This is a genomic window from Microlunatus phosphovorus NM-1 (assembly GCF_000270245.1).
GTDB classification, from domain to species: domain Bacteria; phylum Actinomycetota; class Actinomycetes; order Propionibacteriales; family Propionibacteriaceae; genus Microlunatus; species Microlunatus phosphovorus.
The window spans coordinates 1,889,393-1,905,665 of record NC_015635.1; the positions used below are offsets into that span (position 1 = coordinate 1,889,393).

Here is a 16,273-nt window from a genome sequence, read left to right on the forward strand (position 1 = left end):
CTCAGCGGTCAGCGAGAGAAGATCTCCATCACTTCGGTGGGCTGACCAGCTCCGCCGGACGCACGATCCAGGGCGTGCATGGCAATCGCTCGGGATCGAAGCGGTGCAGCAGCGCGGTGGTGGTGACGGGCTCGCCCGGTTCCGCCAGGTTCAGTGAGGTCGCCAGCAGCCCGAGCACCCGGTCGGCTGTCCAGCCCAAGGGAGCGAGATCGGCGAGGGTGACCGCGCCGTCTCGCTTGGCCAACCGGCGTCCCTCGCTGTTCAACGCCAGCGGGACGTGCGCGTACGTGGGCACCGGCAGTCCCAGCTGCCGAGCCAGCCAGGCCTGGGTGACGGCGGAGGACAGCAGGTCGTCGCCGCGCACCACCTGATCGACACCCGTGGCGCCGTCGTCGACGACCACCGCCAACTGATAGGCGGCGACGCCGTCGTTCCGGCGCACCACAACGTCGTCGACCAGGCCGGTCACCTCGCCCTGCAGCAGATCGGTGATCGTGACCTCAGCCCGGTCGGCGCGGATCCGCAGGGCCGGCTCCCGCCCGGTGCGGCGACGCTCGGCCCGTTCCGCCTCGGTCAGCTCCCGGCAGGTCCCCGGATAACGCCCCGGCTCGCTGTGCGGAGCCGAGGCCGCCTCGGCGATCTCTCGCCGGGTGCAGTAGCACTCGTACGTCAGTCCGCCGCGGGCCAGTTCGGTCAGGGCATCGGCGTAGACGGCCGCGCGCTCCGACTGCACCAGCAGCGGTGGGTCGAAGTCGATCCCGAGTGATGCCAGATCGGTCCGCTGCCGGTCCGCCACGCCCGGTCGGACCCGACCGGTGTCGAGGTCCTCGAACCGCAGCAGGAACCTCCTGCCGGTCGATCGGGCGAACAGCCAGGCCAGCAGCCCGGTGCGTAGATTGCCCAGATGCAGGTCCCCGGTCGGGCTGGGTGCATAGCGACCGGCGCCGACTCCGGTGGTCCCCGGCCAGGTCATCGGAAATCCTTTCGAATGCTGGTAGCGTGGCCCGTCGGCACGCCGGGAGTTGAGCATGACATCACGCAAGACGGAGCGGATCCTCAACCTCACGATCTGCCTGCTCGTGTCGGGCCGTTATCTGCCCAAGAGCCAGATCCGCGAGGCAGTGGAGGGGTATCACGAGCTGTCCGACGCTGCCTTCGAGCGCACCTTCGAGCGCGACAAGGACGAGTTGCGGGCCCTGGGGGTGCCGATCGAGGTCGGCTCGTTCGACCCGCTCTTCGATGACGAGCCGGGCTACCGAATCAAGCCGTCGGAGTTCGAGCTGCCGTCGGTCGAGCTGAGCGCCGACGAGGCGGCGGTGGTCGGGGTAGCCGCTCGAGTCTGGCAGCACGCGAGCGTGGCCGAGTCGACCAGGAGCGCGCTGGCCAAGCTCCGGGCCGCCGGGGTCGAGCCGGACACCTCTCAACTGGCGGCGCTGGAGCCGTCGGTGCAGGCGCGCGAAGAGGCGTTCGAGCCGTTGTGGACCGCGGTGCTGGACCGGGTCCGGGTGTCCTTCACCTATCGGCGCGGTGAGAAGCGCACGCTGGAGCCCTGGGGGATGACGGCGTCCAAGGGACGTTGGTATGTGATCGGCTGGGACACCGACCGGAAGGCCACCCGGATGTTCAAGCTGACCCGGATCCTCGACAAGCCGCGCCGGGTCTCCAAGGTCGGCGCCTACCAGGTGCCCGAAGACCTGGATCTGCGGGCGTTGGCCCGGTCGCTTGCGCCGAAGGAACCGCACCGCACGGCCCTGATCGCCGTTCGCGGCGCGAAGGGACCGACGTTGCGTCGCCGCGGTCAGCTGGCCGAGGGCGTGGGCGAGATCCCGTTGCCGGCGGGTTTCGAGACCTTCACCGTGCCGTTCTCCGACCTGCGCACGCTGGCGGAGGAGGTCGTCCGGTACGGGGCTGATGTCGTGGTGCTTGATCCTCCCGAGCTGCGGGACCGGGTGCTCACCATGCTGACGGCGGTGGCCGTGACCGTTGATGAGCTGCGTGACCGGAGCCGGGAACGTGTGCAAGACAACGTGGATCTCGGTGGCGGGCGGGCCTCGGCATGATGACCTCCCGCGCCCAGGTGCGCCGCTTGTTGTCCCTGGTGCCTTATCTGCGCGAGCACGACGGCGCACCGTTGACCGAGGTCGCTGCGGCTTTCGGGATCAGCCCGGTGACCCTGCGGGCAGATCTGGACGTGCTGTGGATGTGCGGCATGCCGGGTCTCACCCCCGGCGACCTGATCGACATCGACATGGACGCCGTCGACGGCGAGGGCGTCATTCACCTCTCCAACGCCGACTATCTGCCCCGGCCGTTGCGGTTGTCGGCGGATGAGGCGTTGGCCTTGGTGCTGGCGCTGCGGACGCTGCGGGGGATTGCCGGGCCCGGCAAACGGGCGGCGATCGACTCCGCGCTCGCGAAGCTGGAGGCGGTCGCGGGCAGTCAGGCTCATTCCGAGCAGGCTGCGGTGTTGGTGCAGGGAGCACGCGACGACATCCAGGCCCGCGTCACCGATGCCTTGCAGCAGGGCAAGCGGCTCGATCTCACGTATGACGTCGCCACCCGGGCAGAGACCACCCGTCGACAGGTGGATCCGCTGCGGGTGTTCGTCCTGGATGGCTACGGCTATCTGGATGCCTGGTGCTATCTGGCCGGTGGCCTGCGTACCTTCCGGCTGGATCGGATCGCCGCGGTCGAGGTCACCGAGATCGACGTCGCCGAGCATGCGGTCGAGTTGCGTGACCTGTCCGGTGGTTGGTTCGACACGCTGACCGACGCGCCGCTGGTGACCTTGGAGCTCGATCCGCAGGCGGCCTGGATCGCGGAGTACTACCCGACCGAGCAGGTGACCGGGCGGCCTGAAGGAGGTCTGGTCGTCACGTTGCGGGTCACCCATCCGCTCTGGCTGGAGGGCATGCTGCTGCGCCTCGGCGGGCACGCCCGGGTGCTCAGCCCCGAAGGTGCGGGAGACTCGGCGGCTCAGGTGGCGCGCGAGGCGATCGAGCAGTACGCCGCGCTCGGTCTGTAGGCTGCCGGGGTGCTGACTGGCGTGTTATGTCCCTGGCTGGGGCTCCCATGACCGGGTGGCCGTTGGTGTGGGTCTTCGTCGGCATCGCACTGGCGGGGCTGGTCATGGTGATCTGTTTCGGCGTGTGGCTGTGGCGCAAGGCGACCGCGCTGCTGCGTGAGGTCGGCGAACTGCTGGATCGGGCCGGGCAGCTGCTCGATCTGCTCGAGGAGATCGAGCAGCCGGAGTATCCGCAACCGACGGACGACATCGAGGTCCCGTCAATGGACCTCACTCCCGAGTCGGCGACGTAGGATGGCCGACGACCTTCGACCCGACTCAGAGGATCGACCCGACTCAGAGGACCAGCTATGACACCTCTCATCTTCAATCTCGGCCCGATGGAGCTGGTGATCATCCTGGTCATCGTGCTTCTGCTGTTCGGGGGCTCCCGGCTGGCCGGCCTGGGCAAGAGCACCGGACGGGCGCTGAAGGAGTTCAAGGAGGAGACCAAGGATCTCAAGGGGGACAAGAAGTCGGAACTCGACGCCCCCGGCGACCAGCCGTCGGCCGGGCAGCAGTCCAGCAGCCAGCAGACCCCGCAGAGCCCGATTCAGGACCCGGCGGCCAACGATGTCCGCAAGGACGGATGAACTAGCGGTCACCGCCGCGAAGTCCACCTATGGCACTGACCGTCCTGGGCCGCCCGGTTCGGCTGAACCTGAGTTGGCTCAAGCCACCCCCCGCACCGCCCGATGGGTCGATGACCCTGTTCGAGCACCTGCGTGAGCTGCGTTATCGGCTGATCATCGCAGCCCTGGCGATCATCGTCGGCATGATCGTCTCGGCGTTCTTCTATCCCCAGTTGCTGGACATTCTGAAGTATCCGTACAACATCGGCGTCGAGCAGCAGCAGGCAAAGGACCCGGATGCCACCAACCTGCTGGTCAACACGAACATCACCTCGCCGTTGACCCTGGCGCTGAAGGTCAGCATGGTGTCGGGCATGGTATTGACCGCGCCAGTGTGGCTCTACCAGCTGTGGGCGTTCATCATGCCCGGACTGCTGGCCAAGGAGAAGAAGTGGGCGCTGGTCTTCATCGGCTGCGCCACGCCGCTGTTCCTCGCCGGGGTCGCGCTCGGCTACTACATCATGCCCAAGGGCATCGCCGTGCTGCTCGGCTTCACCCAGTCGGGCATCACCAACCTGCAGGACATCAACGTGTTCCTGTCCTTCCTGCTCCGGGTGATGGTCGTGTTCGGGATCGCCTTCCTGATCCCGCTGATCGTGCTGATGCTCAACTTCCTCGGAGTGATCAAGGCCAGACAGCTGGCCAAGGCACGGGTGTACGTCATCTTCGCCACCTTCGTCTTCGGGGCCGTGGCAACACCGTCGACCGACCCGTTCTCGATGCTCGCCTTGGCGATTCCGATGAGTCTGCTGTTCCTGGTGGCCGAGTTGATCGCCCATGTTCACGACCGTCGCCAGGAGAAGCGGGCACTGGCCGGTGACAGGCCTGTGGTGCTGCACGACAAGGCACTCGATGACCTGCAGGAGCCCGATCCTCCGTCGCCGATCGACGACTGAGCCGTGACAGATCTCGGGGCATCTGGTCGGGGACCAGGCAACATCGCTTTGGTGGTCAATCCAGCTGCCGGCAAGGGTCAGGCGCAGCGGCTGCTGCCGGAGGTCGCCGGACTGTTCCGTGATGCCGGACACCACCTGGAGATCCTGCTCAGCCGCACCGTCGACGAGGCCCGCGAGATGGCGATCGATGCCGTCGACCGGGAGGTCGGCACCCTGGTCGTGATGGGCGGCGACGGCATGATGCATCTGGGGATCAATGTGGTCGCCGACCGCCCTGGTGTCTCCAATCTCGGCATGATCCCGGCCGGCACGGGGAACGATCTGTGCCGCGGACTCGGCATGACGTCGAAGGATCCGGTCTCGGCGGCCAGGGCCATTGCCAGCGGCACACCGCGGCCGATCGACGTGTTGAAGGTGGGTGACCGCTATGTCGGCGGGGTGGTGGCGACCGGCTTCGACGCCGCCGTCAACGCCCGGGCGAACGCGATGCCCCGACCCAAGGGTGCGCTCCGCTATGCCATCGCCGCCCTGGTCGAGCTCGGCTCCTTCGCACCGCTGCCGTACCGGCTGACGGTCGACGGCGAGACCCGGGAGTTGGAGGGCATGCTGATCGCCGTCGGCAACAGCGCGTACTACGGCGGTGGCATGCGAGTGTGCCCGGTGGCGGACCCTGCCGACGGGCTGGCCGACCTGACCATCGTGCACACCGCGAGCCGGCTCAAGCTGCTGCGGCTGCTGCCGGAGATGTTCTCGGGAAGCTTCATCCGCGACCCCTGCGTGGAGCTGCTGCGGGCGCGCAGCGTACGGATCGAGCGCCCGGACCTGGCCGGCTATGGGGACGGCGAGCCCCTTTCGCCCGGTCCGCTGGACATCGAGGTCTGCCCCGGCCTGCTCTGCGTCTTCGCCCCCTGACCCTCACAGCCCACGCCCGCCCGCACTCCCCGCGATCCCGGCGCCCTGACCAAATTCCGGTGATCTGTCCACGTCCACGGTGGACAGAAGCCCGGAAATGGGGCCTAGGTGGCGCGTTAGGTAGCGTGGCGGGCATGGTCGAACCGAGCCCGGCGGGGGCGTACGCGCGGTTTCGCAGCAATCAGGCCACGCCGGAGTTGACCGCCTTCGCCGACGGGTACGGGTTCGGCTTCGACGACTACCAGCGCGAGGCATGTGCGCACCTGGAGAGCGGGTCCGGCGTGCTGGTCGCCGCGCCGACCGGCGCCGGCAAGACGATCGTCGGTGAGTTCGCGGTCTGGTTGGCGCTGCAGCGCGGCCGGAAGGCCTTCTACACCACCCCGATCAAGGCGCTGTCGAACCAGAAGTACGCCGACCTGGTACGTCGGCACGGTGCCGAGAACGTCGGGCTGCTGACCGGCGACTCGACCATCAACTCCGAAGCGCCCGTGGTGGTGATGACCACCGAGGTGCTGCGGAACATGATCTACGCCGGCTCCTCGACGCTGGACAACCTCGGCTTCGTGGTGATGGACGAGGTGCACTACCTCGCCGACCGGTTCCGCGGTGCGGTCTGGGAAGAGGTCATCATCGGGCTGGCCGCCTCGATCCAGCTGGTCGCGCTCTCGGCCACGGTGAGCAACGCCGAGGAGTTCGGCGACTGGCTGTCGGAAGTCCGCGGCGAGATGGCGGTAGTCGTCTCCGAGCGTCGTCCGGTGCCGCTGTTCCAGCACGTGCTGGTCGGCAAGCGGCTCTACGACCTGTTCGCCGACGAGGCGCCGACCGCGGTCGCGCTGCCGAGCCAGTCCACCGCGGAGGTCAATCCGGCACTGGTGAAGGTGAGCAAGGAGGAGGCCCGGCACGTCCGCGACGACTCCCGCCGGCCCCGAGGCCGCAGTGGCAAGGGCAAACGCGCAGTGGCGTACGGCAGTGGCAAGTACGGCGGCGCCGCGCATCGCTCGCACACCGATGCCCGCTCGGGGAGGCCCCGGTCCCTGGCGGTCGCCTCGCGGCCGGACCTGGTGACAGCGCTGGACGCCGAGGGACTGCTGCCGGCCATCGTGTTCATCTTCTCCCGGCAGGGCTGCGACGCCGCCGTCGGCCAGCTGCTCGCCTCCGGCATCCGGCTGACCAATGCCGAGGAGCGCGCCGAGCTGGCCGAGATCGCCGACCGCCACGTCGCGGGGCTGACTGCAGCCGACCTGCGGGCGTTGGACTACAGCCGATTCATGGAGGCGCTGCAGCGGGGGGTGGCCGCCCACCACGCCGGCATGCTCCCTGCCTTCAAGGAAGCCGTCGAGGAAGCCTTCGTGAAAGGCCTGGTCAAAGCCGTCTTCGCGACCGAGACGCTGGCGCTGGGCATCAACATGCCGGCCCGCAGCGTGGTGCTGGAGAAGCTGGTCAAGTACAACGGCGAGACCCATGCCGACATCACGCCGGGGGAATACACCCAGCTTACCGGCCGGGCAGGGCGTCGCGGCATCGACGTCGAGGGTCACGCGGTTGTGGTCTGGCAGCCCGGCCTCGACCCGCGTGCGGTCGCCGGACTGGCGTCGCGCCGCACGTACCCGCTGAAGAGCTCGTTCGCGCCGACCTACAACATGGCCGTCAACCTCGTGGGCGCCGTCGGCCGGGAAAGGGCCCGATCCCTGCTGGAGCAGTCGTTCGCGCAGTTCCAGACCGACCGTTCGGTGGTCGGGCTGGCTCGGTCGCTGGTCCGCAACAACGAGGCGATCGCCGAGCTGTGGGCCAAGGCGACGTGTGACCGCGGGGACGCCCAGGAGTACGCGCGGCTGCGGGCCGAGATCTCCGCCGTGGAAGCCGAAGCCAGTCGGGAGCGGTCCGCCGATCGGCGCGCCGAGGCGACCCAGACGTTGTTGTCCCTGATGCCGGGCGACATCATCCGGGTGCCCAGCGGTAAGAACCAAGGCTGGGCGGTGGTCATCGATCCCGACACGCGCAGCGGCGACCGGGACAATCCGCGGCCGCTGGTGCTGACCGAGGACCGGCACATCCGCCGACTGTCGCAGGTCGACTTCCCGGTGCCGCCGCCGGTGGCAGGGCGGATGCGGATCCCCAAGCACTTCAATCCCAAGGAGCCGGCATCGCGCCGCAATCTCGGTGCGGCCTTCCGGTCCAAGCTGGCGCAGGTCGACCTCGATCCGCAGCGCTACCGACCGGCCCGAGTCAGCGCGGAGGTGGCCGAGCAGCTCGACGAGTTGCGGGACCGGCTGCGCCGACACCCGTGCCACACCTGTCCGGACCGGGAGACCCATGCCCGCTATGCGGAGCGGGCGCTGCGGCTGGAACGGGAGAACGAGCGTGCCCAGCAGCGGGTGTCATCGCGGACCAACACCATCGCCAACCAGTTCGACAAGATCTGTACGGTGCTGGGGTCGCTCGGCTATCTCGGTGGGGAGACCAGCGACGAGGTGACGGCCGAAGGGCGGATGCTGGCCCGGATCTATGCCGAGCTCGATCTGGTGGCCGCCGAGTGCATCCGCGCCGGCGTGTTCGACGATCTGACCCCGGCGCAACTGGTCGCCGTGCTCGCCTCGCTGGTGTACGAGTCGCGCCGCAGCGACGACCACTGGCGCAAACCCCGGATGCCCGATCTGGTCACCGAGAACGCGATGACCACGGTCCGGCGGATCTGGCGCGAGGTGTCCCTGGTCGAGCGGGACAACCGGTTGTCTCGCGGACCGGAACCAGACATCGGGTTCAGCCAGTCGGCGTACGGCTGGGCGTCCGGCCGCCCGCTGGCCGATGTGCTCGCCGACGGTCATTTGACGGCGGGTGACTTCGTCCGCTGGGTGCGTCAGGTGCTCGACTTCGCCGGCCAGGTCGCTGATGCGGCCGGGCCCGGACCACTGCGGGAGACTGCCCATGCCGCGGTCCGTGCGATGCGACGCGGGGTGGTGGCCTACTCGCCGGACGAGGAGTGAGTTCTCCGACCCATGGCGAGCAGACAGCTGAAGGGTGCCTCGATTCGGCCGTCGGTCGTGGTGAACGCCTGCAGCGCCGCACCTGCATCGGCCCGGATCGCGGCATAGGTGGACTCATCGATCCGCTCGATCAGTGGCGTGCTCTCCACCTCGGTCCGTACCATCCCGCCGACGGCGCCTGGTAGATCCCGTGACGCTGCTCGACCCGGACGTCGGCCAGCCCGGCATCGACCAGCAGCCCAGCGAGTGCGGCCTCGTCCCCGCAGACGAAGTAGCTGGAGAGCAGCCCCACCGCGTCCGGGCCGGCATGCCGCGACGCGACCGTCACGAACGGTGTGAAGCCGGGCTGGTCGTCGAGTGGCCCCGGCACCAGCAGCGCCAGCACTCCACCAGGTCGCAGCACTCGGCTCATCTCCGTGACAGCCGCGCGCCGGTCGGCGAAGAACATCAGCGCCATCTGGCAGAGCACGGCGTCGAAGGAACGGTCAGGGAACGGGAGCGCGGCCGCCTCACCCCGCTGGAACTCCAGCTCCGGGGCGACCCGGCGGGCCACCGTGAGCATGGCCTCGTTCGCGTCCAGGCCGATCACCTGGCCCGATGGCGCAACCAGGGGACTGGCGGTTCGGGCGACGATGCCGGTGCCGCAGGCCACATCCAGCACTCGAGCGCCGGGTGACAGCCCGGCCGCCTCGCACAGCATCGGCGCCCACTGGGCGAAGAACGCAGGGACGAAGACACGCTCGTAGTTCTCGGCTATCTCCAGGGGCAGGTCAAAGGCCTCGGTATGGGGCGATGCTTGGCTGGACTGCGCGGATTCGGACATGGCTCCAGGATCCGCTCGTCGGCAGCCGGGAGCATCGGTCAGTTGACCCATTCCCGGCCGGCCGTGTAGGCAGCTGCGGCTGCCCGGTTCCGCAGGCTCAGCTTGGTCAGCACCCGGCTGACGTGATGCGCGACAGTCTTGCGACTGATGTGCAGCCGGGCCGCGATCTCCGGGTTGCTCAGCCCCCGGCCGAGCAGCACCAGCACCTGCTGCTCCCGGTCGGTCAGGGTCGTGTGCCCGCGGGGACCTCCTGGGGTTGGCACGCCCAGAGCCCGGAGCAGTTCGGCGGCCCGATCCGTGCCCGGTGCGGCGTCCAAGGTGTGGAACCCGATCCAGGCGTCACGTGCCGCCTCGACGGCCCGGCCGGGGTCTGCCAGTCGCCAGGCCCGGGCGAGCGCCAGTCGACAGTCGGCCAGCACGTACGGCAGATCGAGCTCGACCAGCAGCCTCTCCCCGGCGGTCAGTGCCGTCACGGCGGCCGCTCGGTCGTCCCGCAGCAGGGCGACCCGGCCGTCGGCAACGGCGGCTGCCGCACCGATCCGCGGTCGATTGGTCGTCTCGGCCAGTCGGCGGAGCGCCGCCGCAAGCGTGAGGGCGGCCGGGTCCCCGACGGCAGTGGCTGCCTCGACCAGCAGTCCCAGCGCATCTGCCTGTCGGCCGGCGTCGGGCGCCATCGCCGGGTCGAGCCGATCGGTGACCTGCGCGGGTCGGCCGCACGCCAGCGACAGCTCGGCCACTGCGAGCCGGGAGTCGAACAGGTCATCGGTTTCCTCCAGCAGTCCTGCGGCATCCTCCAGCCGGCCGCGACGGATCCACAGTCGGGCCAGTCGGCTGCGGCCCGTGGCCCGCAACGCGGGGGCCACGGTCGTGGTCGCCAGGCGCTGCAGCTGCTCGGCCGACTGGTCCCAGTCACCGTGGTCGAGCAGCACGCTGCCGTAGGCGAGCCGGCACTCTGCGTCGAGAAACGGGCACCCGTAGCGGGCAATGAAGTCCTCCGCCAAACGGCACCAGTCAGCGACCCGGTTCGAGTCGCCCGCGACCTCGCAGGCGCTGACCAGGTCGCAGCAGGTGTAGGCGACGGTGTCGAGACCTGCCTCGCCGGCGAGGCTGGCGGTGACGGCCTCCTCCAACAGAGTGAACCCGGCGGCAAACTCGCCTCGTTCCACCTGGATCCGACCGAGCTGGGCCAGCGCCACCAGCTCCAGGTCGACGTCCGCTGTCGCGCGGGCACAGACATGCGCATCGTGGGTGAGGCGGTCGGCGGTGTCGAGGTCGGCCAGCCGGTAGGCGCGGGCGATCTTCACCCAGGCGTGCAGCGGTCCGGGCGGTTCGCCCACCAGCAGCCGCTCGGCCCGGGCGATCCAGCCGTTGGCAGCAACCTGGTTGTGGTAGTTCGACTTGTGCACGATTGACAACCAGACGGCGGTCGAGACGCTGCCGACACGGTCGGACCGCCGTCGATAGCCGGCGTAAGCATCCTGCGCGTGCCGGACGGCGAGATCGGTCTCGCCCAGCCACCACAGGGCGTCGGCGAGTCCGCGGTGGACGGGAGCCGGATTCGGCGTGTCCTGCTCCAGCGCGGCGGAGAAGTCGATCCGAGCCTGCACCCAGTCACCGCGGGCCAGCGCCGCGGACCCGTCCTCGAAGGACTCGCTCACCGGACCATTCTCCGCCCGGGATAACGATTCCTTCACGGCTGGACATCGATTGTGCAACTGATCTTGTCGCGCGTGGTCGGCAGAGGCCACCATCAGGAGAATCGCCGCCGATCCTTCTGGAGACAGCCATGCCCACCGCCCGCTCGCCACGCTCGTGGCGCTCGGTTGTTGTGGTGTTGGCGATGTTCCTGGGGCCGTTGGGACTGGTCGTGGGTTCGACGATGCCGGCGAATGCGTTGCCACTCGACGCATCTCCATCCGACGTATCACCGGTCACCGTCCGGCCAGCCACCGGAACGCCGGGCGGCGGAGGCGTCGCGCCGGTGCTGACCCTGCCGACCGACGTCACATTCGTCGTTGGCCAGCCGGGTGACTCGTACACCATCGAGGCGAACGGCGACCCGGAGCCCAACGTCAGCGTCGACGGGCTGCCGCCGGGCTTGCGGCTGACGGTGTACGGCGATGGCAGCGCGGTCCTGCACGGCACCCCGAGCGGCCCGGCGGGCGTGACAACGGTCGAGGTACGCGCCGCGAATGCCGATGCCATCAGCTACCAGTCGCTGCCGGTCGTCGTTCGGCAGCAACCCGCGTTCGTCGACCGAGAGCGACTGGTATTCAACACCGGTGTGTTCACCGGTCTGACTATCCGTACCACCGGGTTTCCCGCGCCGGGGATCGGCCTGGACGGCGATCTGCCCACCGGACTGATGTTCCTCGATCATGGCGATGGCACCGGCATGATCTTCGGTACGCCGCTCGGTGGTCCGGAGATCGCACCGATCACGCTGACTGCCGTGAACGAGGTGTCCGACGTCTCCTGGACGACCACCGTCGAGGTGGTCCCGGCTCCCGGCGGCTCTCCGCATTCGCCCCATGTTGGCTCCGCCGACGGGCAGACTCGATAGGCGCCCTGATCCGCGCCTCAACGGCGAGGTGCGGGTCAGGTCTCTCAAGCACTTCCTCCTGCTGTCCTGCCACGGGCATCCTGTCCATGAAGATCCCGCCCACGAAAGGACCCCTGATGGCTCGCAGCATCGCCACCAACACCGCCGTCGACCTGACCGAGCTGCTGGATTTCGTCCGGCCCCGCCATCGGTTTCTGCTGGCGACCACCCGACGCGACGGGCGGCCACAACTGTCGCCGGTCTCCGGCGGTGTCGACGACGCGGGCCGGCTGGTGATCTCCAGCTACCCGGGCCGGGCGAAGGCAGTGAACGCCGAGCGAGACCCACGCGTGTCGGTGTGCGTGCTCTCCGATGACTGGAACGGTCCCTGGGTGCAGGTGGACGGCGATGCCGAGGTCGTGCAGATGCCCGAGGCGGAGGATGCGCTCGTCGACTATTTCCGTTGCATTGCCGGCGAACATCCTGACTGGGATGAGTATCGCGCTGCGATGCGGTTGCAGAACAAGTCGCTGATCAGGATCACTCCGACGCGGTGGGGGCCGATTGCCACCGGCGGCTTTCCGGCCGACGTCGCCGCGCGGTTGGATCCCTAGGAACAAGGCTGACTTTGCCGCAGCAGACCGTCGACGTTGGGCAGCTGCTCGTACCGGGTGAATGTCCCGACCTCGGCGATCTCGCGGGCCGCCTCCAGGAACCCTCGCCACGCCGTGCGGGCCAGAGTGCCGCCGACGCTGATCCGTCGCACGCCCAGCTGCGCGGCCTCGGCGGCGGCGATGAACGGAGAGTTGATCAGCAGATTGACCGGCTTCGGTGCCGCTGCGGCGACGACGGCGGTCACCTGTGCGACAGTGTCGATCCGCGGTGCATAGAGACAGTCGGCACCGGCGGCGGCGTACGCCTGCAGCCGTCGAACCGTCTCGTCGATGTCGGGACGGCCGCAGACGAATCCTTCTGACCTGGCGGTCAGAAGGACACCCGTGCCGCTTCGATCGATCGCCTCCCGGGCCGCGCGGATCCGATCCACGGCCAGCTCGATGTCATAGAGCGGATTGTCGGAGTCGCCGGTGGAGTCCTCGATCGACAGCCCGGCGATCCCGGTGGCGGCCGCTGCGGTGACGTGCACGCCCACGCCTTCGGGATCGCTCGCGTACCCGCCCTCGAAGTCGGCGTTGACCGGGACCGCCACAGCCGCCGCGATCTGGCGCAGATGGGCGAGTGCCTCCTCCAGGGTCACACCGTTGTCAGGACGGCCCAACGTCCAGGCGAAACCGGCACTGGTCGTGGCGAGCGCCGGAAAGCCGAACTGCTCCAAGGCTCGCGCGGTTCCGACGTCCCAGGGGTTCGGCATCACGAAGCAGCCGGACTCGTGCAACCGACGGAACGTGTCTACCCGATCGTCGAAGGTCATGGTCCCTCTCCTTCCGGCTCCTTCCGGCCCGTGTCAGCTCGCCTGCGACACTGTCGACATGTTGAAGTCTGGCACCCGGATGGCCGGCATGGCAGTCCGATTGAAGTAGTCGTTCCACTCCCGGCACAGCACCTTCTCGGTCCGTCCGACCTCGGTGATCCGGCCGAGCAGTTCCAGCGGTGACTCGTTGAATCGGAAGTTGTTGACCGCTCCGGTCACCTGGCCGTCTTCCACCAGATAGACCCCGTCCCGGGTCAGACCGGTGAGCAGCAGGCGTTCGGGGTCGACCTCCCGGATGTACCACAGACAGGTCAGCAGCAGCCCGCGCTCGGTGCTGGCGATCATCTCCTCCAACGTCGCGCTTCCGCCGCCGTCCAGGATCAGGTTGTCGACCGGCGGCGTCGCGGCACGCTCGGTCTTGGCCGCCCAAGCTCGGTTGCGGATCAACTCCTGCCAGATCCCGTCGCTCATCCAGTCGACCGGCTGGATCGGCAGTCCGAGGTCGAAGGTGAAGGAGGTCCCATCCGGGCCACCGACGAAGTCGACGAAGGGTGTGCACTCCAGGCCCGGGTAAGTCGGGTCGGAGTGCAGCCGCAGCGGCAGTTCTGACATTCGGCTGCCGATCAAGGTGGCGCCGCCGGGAGCCGCGTAGGCGTTCTGACCCTCCTCGGCGTCGCGAGCCGAGGCCGTCCAGTACGCATAGATCATCAGGTCCGCCGTGGGCCCTGGCGGCAGGATCGTCTCGTAGCGGCCCGGTGGCAGCTCGATCCGCCGTTCTGCCCAGCCGAGTCTGGTGTCGAGCTCGGCGGCCATCGCGATGACGTCGACATCGGTGAAGTCGCGGCTGGCTGCCCCGACCCAGGCTGATCGGCTGCCGTCGTCGGATTTGGCGTTCAGTTCCAGCCGGCCGGTCGGCTGGACCCCGCGCAGGCGCAGCCCGGTCGAGCTGCCCAGATAGCTCGTCGTGCAGATGTGCTCGGCGAACCCGTAGAGCCGTTGCCCGCGGGCGGCCATCTCGCCGAAGGAGGTGCCGAGGTCGCGGGCCACCTGCGCCAGCACGTCGATGCTGGTCCCGACCGGTTCTTCGGCGAAGCTCTCGGCATCGCCCCAGGACTCGACCAGCTCGGCGGCGTCGGTCGACGGAGGTGCGGATCGTGCCAGTGCCTCGGCGGCACGGACCAGATCGGTGACCTGTGCGGGGTCGGCCACCTCCTGGCTGACCGTCCCGACCCCGGTGCCGCCCGGCACGGCCGCGGTCGCGACCACCGTCAAGGAGGTGCTGGTCATCTCGCCGTTGGTGGTGAGCGCGTTGCCGGCCCAACGCAGGTTGGCCTGTGCCGTCTCATCCGCGTAGGCGATGGTCGGGCCGCCGGCGACGGCCAGGGCCTGTTCGACCAGCTCGGCTGCTCTGCTCCGGTTGCTCATGCCTGGCCCCCTTCGGCCGCGGTGTTCAAGATGTTGACGCCTCGGAACAGGGCCGACGGGCAGCCGTGGGAGACCGGCGCGACCTGGCCGGGTTGCCCCTTGCCGCAATTCAGCGCGCCGCCGAGCAGATAGGTGCCCGGACCCCCGACGGCCTCCATCGACCGCCAGAAGTCGGTCGTCGTTGCCTGGTAGGCCACGTCCTTCAGCTGCCCGGCCAGCTGGCCGTTCTCGATCCGGAAGAACCGCTGCCCGGTGAACTGGAAGTTGTAGCGCTGCATGTCGATCGACCAGGACTTGTCGCCGACGACGTAGATGCCGCGTTCGACCCGGCTGATCAGTTCGTCGGTGCTCGGTCCGTCGGCAGCCGGCTGCAGCGACACGTTCGGCATCCGCTGCATCGGGATGTGACCGGCGGAGTCGGCGAAGGCGCAGCCGTTGGAGCGGGGGAGGCCCCGTAGGGCAGCCATCTGCCGGTCGAGCTGATAGCCGACCAGGACCCCGTCGGCGATGATGTCGAACTGCTGGGCCGCCACGCCCTCGTCATCCCAGCCGATCGTGGCCAGCCCGTGCTCGGCAACCCGGTCGCCCGTCACGTTCATCACCGGGCTGCCGTACTGCAAGGTGCCGAGTTGGTCGACGGTGGCGAACGAGGTTCCCGCGTACGCCGCTTCGTAGCCCAGCGCACGGTCCAGCTCGGTGGCGTGTCCGATCGACTCGTGGATGGTCAGCCAGAGGTTGGTCGGGTCGATCACCAGGTCGTAGTGCCCGGCGTCGACCGACGGAGCCGCGACGTGCTCGGCCAACAGCGACGGCAGCCCGGCGATCTCGGCGTCGAAGTCCCAGCCGTCCCCGGACAGATACTCCCAGCCGCGACCCACGGGTGGGGCGACCGTTGACATGGTCGCGAATCCCGCCTCGCTCACCGAGATCGCGGTGAACCGCGGGAGTTGCCGAACGCGCTGTTGGGTCGTCCGGGTGCCGGCCAGGTTGGCGAAGAACGAGTTCTCCTGGGTGACCTCGAGTCCCGCACTGGTGTGGCTGACCCCGGGCGCGTCCAGCAGTCGGCCGATCAGCTCCAGCAGGCGACCGTTGCGCTCGGCGTCGGCGACCTCGAACGGATTGATGTCGTACGCCGACACCCACTCCCCGACATGCACCGGCTCGTCGGCCAACTCGACCCGATGGGGCGTCAACGGGCGGGACACCTTCGCGGTCGCGACGGCACGTTCGGCCAGTCGAACGGCCTCGTCCGTGGTCAGCGTGATGCCCGCGGCGAAGCCCCACACCCCGTCGTGCACGACCCGCACCGACAGTCCCAGCGACGCGACATCGCTGCTGGACTCCAGGTCACGGTCGCGGAAGCTGCGGGACAACTGCCGCTCCCGCCGAACCCGTACGTCGGCGTGGCTGCAGCCCAACTCGCTGGCGCGGCTCAGCGCCGCGTCGGCCAGGGCTTGCAGCGGCAACGCCGTGAAAGTCTCGTCCATCCTGCTCACCTGCCAGACACTACTGGCCACCACCGACAACCGGTTCGCAGTGATCTTGCTGGCTGATCTCGAGATCCAG

16 protein-coding genes are annotated in these 16,273 nt (G+C 68.9%); 9 read left to right on the plus strand and 7 right to left on the minus strand.

Annotation, left to right across the window (positions count from 1 at the left end; all coding sequences use genetic code 11):
• Positions 1–28 precede the first annotated feature (28 nt).
• Positions 29–973 carry a tRNA glutamyl-Q(34) synthetase GluQRS gene (gluQRS, locus tag MLP_RS08550; protein ID WP_013862654.1) on the minus strand — a complete coding sequence of 315 codons (945 nt, stop codon included), beginning with the start codon at positions 971–973 and terminating at the stop codon, positions 29–31.
• 55 nt (positions 974–1,028) lie between these two features.
• Here gluQRS and MLP_RS08555 point away from each other — a divergent pair, with 55 nt between their 5' ends.
• From MLP_RS08555 to MLP_RS08585, 7 genes are all read left to right on the plus strand, one after another.
• Positions 1,029–2,060, plus strand: a complete 1,032-nt coding sequence (locus MLP_RS08555; RefSeq protein ID WP_013862655.1) for a helix-turn-helix transcriptional regulator — start codon at positions 1,029–1,031, stop codon at positions 2,058–2,060.
• Positions 2,057–3,025, plus strand: coding sequence for a helix-turn-helix transcriptional regulator (locus MLP_RS08560; RefSeq protein WP_013862656.1), 969 nt, complete (start codon positions 2,057–2,059; stop codon positions 3,023–3,025). Before MLP_RS08555 ends, MLP_RS08560 begins: the two co-directional genes overlap by 4 nt.
• Positions 3,026–3,072: 47 nt before the next feature.
• Entirely contained in the window at positions 3,073–3,318 is a 246-nt protein-coding gene (locus tag MLP_RS08565) for a hypothetical protein (RefSeq protein WP_041789878.1), read from the plus strand.
• A 57-nt stretch (positions 3,319–3,375) separates the two neighbouring features.
• The gene (gene tatA / locus MLP_RS08570) at positions 3,376–3,657 is read left to right on the plus strand and encodes a twin-arginine translocase TatA/TatE family subunit (protein WP_013862658.1); all 282 of its coding nucleotides are present in this window, start codon (positions 3,376–3,378) and stop codon (positions 3,655–3,657) included.
• Between the two features lie 29 nt (positions 3,658–3,686).
• Entirely contained in the window at positions 3,687–4,592 is a 906-nt protein-coding gene (gene tatC / locus MLP_RS08575) for a twin-arginine translocase subunit TatC (RefSeq protein ID WP_013862659.1), read from the plus strand.
• A 51-nt stretch (positions 4,593–4,643) separates the two neighbouring features.
• Positions 4,644–5,504, plus strand: a complete 861-nt coding sequence (locus MLP_RS08580) for a diacylglycerol/lipid kinase family protein (protein ID WP_231851438.1) — start codon at positions 4,644–4,646, stop codon at positions 5,502–5,504.
• 134 nt (positions 5,505–5,638) lie between these two features.
• Positions 5,639–8,488, plus strand: a complete 2,850-nt coding sequence (locus MLP_RS08585) for a DEAD/DEAH box helicase (protein ID WP_013862661.1) — start codon at positions 5,639–5,641, stop codon at positions 8,486–8,488.
• Here MLP_RS08585 and MLP_RS28520 read toward each other — a convergent pair.
• Genes MLP_RS28520 through MLP_RS28910 form a run of 3 tightly spaced genes read right to left on the minus strand, consistent with a single transcriptional unit; the run spans position 8,467 to position 10,969 of the window.
• The gene (locus MLP_RS28520) at positions 8,467–8,637 is read right to left on the minus strand and encodes a hypothetical protein (protein WP_197536521.1); all 171 of its coding nucleotides are present in this window, start codon (positions 8,635–8,637) and stop codon (positions 8,467–8,469) included. The two genes, MLP_RS08585 and MLP_RS28520, sit on opposite strands and share 22 nt — an antisense overlap.
• The gene (locus MLP_RS08590) at positions 8,619–9,311 is read right to left on the minus strand and encodes a methyltransferase domain-containing protein (protein ID WP_197536522.1); all 693 of its coding nucleotides are present in this window, start codon (positions 9,309–9,311) and stop codon (positions 8,619–8,621) included. The genes MLP_RS28520 and MLP_RS08590 overlap by 19 nt, the downstream gene beginning before the upstream one ends.
• A gap of 38 nt (positions 9,312–9,349) precedes the next feature.
• Positions 9,350–10,969 (minus strand): LuxR C-terminal-related transcriptional regulator, encoded by a 1,620-nt coding sequence (locus tag MLP_RS28910; protein ID WP_013862664.1) that lies wholly within the window; start codon positions 10,967–10,969, stop codon positions 9,350–9,352.
• Positions 10,970–11,097: 128 nt separating this feature from the next.
• Between MLP_RS28910 and MLP_RS08600 the strand changes: the two genes are divergently transcribed.
• Together MLP_RS08600 and MLP_RS08605 are read left to right on the plus strand one after the other, a co-directional pair.
• Positions 11,098–11,874 carry a hypothetical protein gene (locus MLP_RS08600; protein WP_013862665.1) on the plus strand — a complete coding sequence of 259 codons (777 nt, stop codon included), beginning with the start codon at positions 11,098–11,100 and terminating at the stop codon, positions 11,872–11,874.
• Between the two features lie 116 nt (positions 11,875–11,990).
• Positions 11,991–12,467, plus strand: a complete 477-nt coding sequence (locus MLP_RS08605; protein WP_041789880.1) for a PPOX class F420-dependent oxidoreductase — start codon at positions 11,991–11,993, stop codon at positions 12,465–12,467.
• On the opposite strand, the gene MLP_RS08610 is transcribed toward MLP_RS08605, so the two are convergent.
• From MLP_RS08610 to MLP_RS08620, 3 genes are read right to left on the minus strand one after another with little or no spacing between them, the layout of a single operon-like run.
• Positions 12,464–13,282: an isocitrate lyase/PEP mutase family protein gene (locus tag MLP_RS08610; protein WP_013862667.1), complete on the minus strand. Its 819-nt coding sequence runs from the start codon at positions 13,280–13,282 to the stop codon at positions 12,464–12,466. The genes MLP_RS08605 and MLP_RS08610 overlap by 4 nt on opposite strands.
• 33 nt (positions 13,283–13,315) lie before the next feature.
• The gene (locus MLP_RS08615) at positions 13,316–14,707 is read right to left on the minus strand and encodes a metallopeptidase TldD-related protein (RefSeq protein ID WP_013862668.1); all 1,392 of its coding nucleotides are present in this window, start codon (positions 14,705–14,707) and stop codon (positions 13,316–13,318) included.
• Positions 14,704–16,194, minus strand: coding sequence for a TldD/PmbA family protein (locus MLP_RS08620; protein ID WP_013862669.1), 1,491 nt, complete (start codon positions 16,192–16,194; stop codon positions 14,704–14,706). The genes MLP_RS08615 and MLP_RS08620 overlap by 4 nt, the downstream gene beginning before the upstream one ends.
• Positions 16,195–16,273 lie beyond the last annotated feature (79 nt).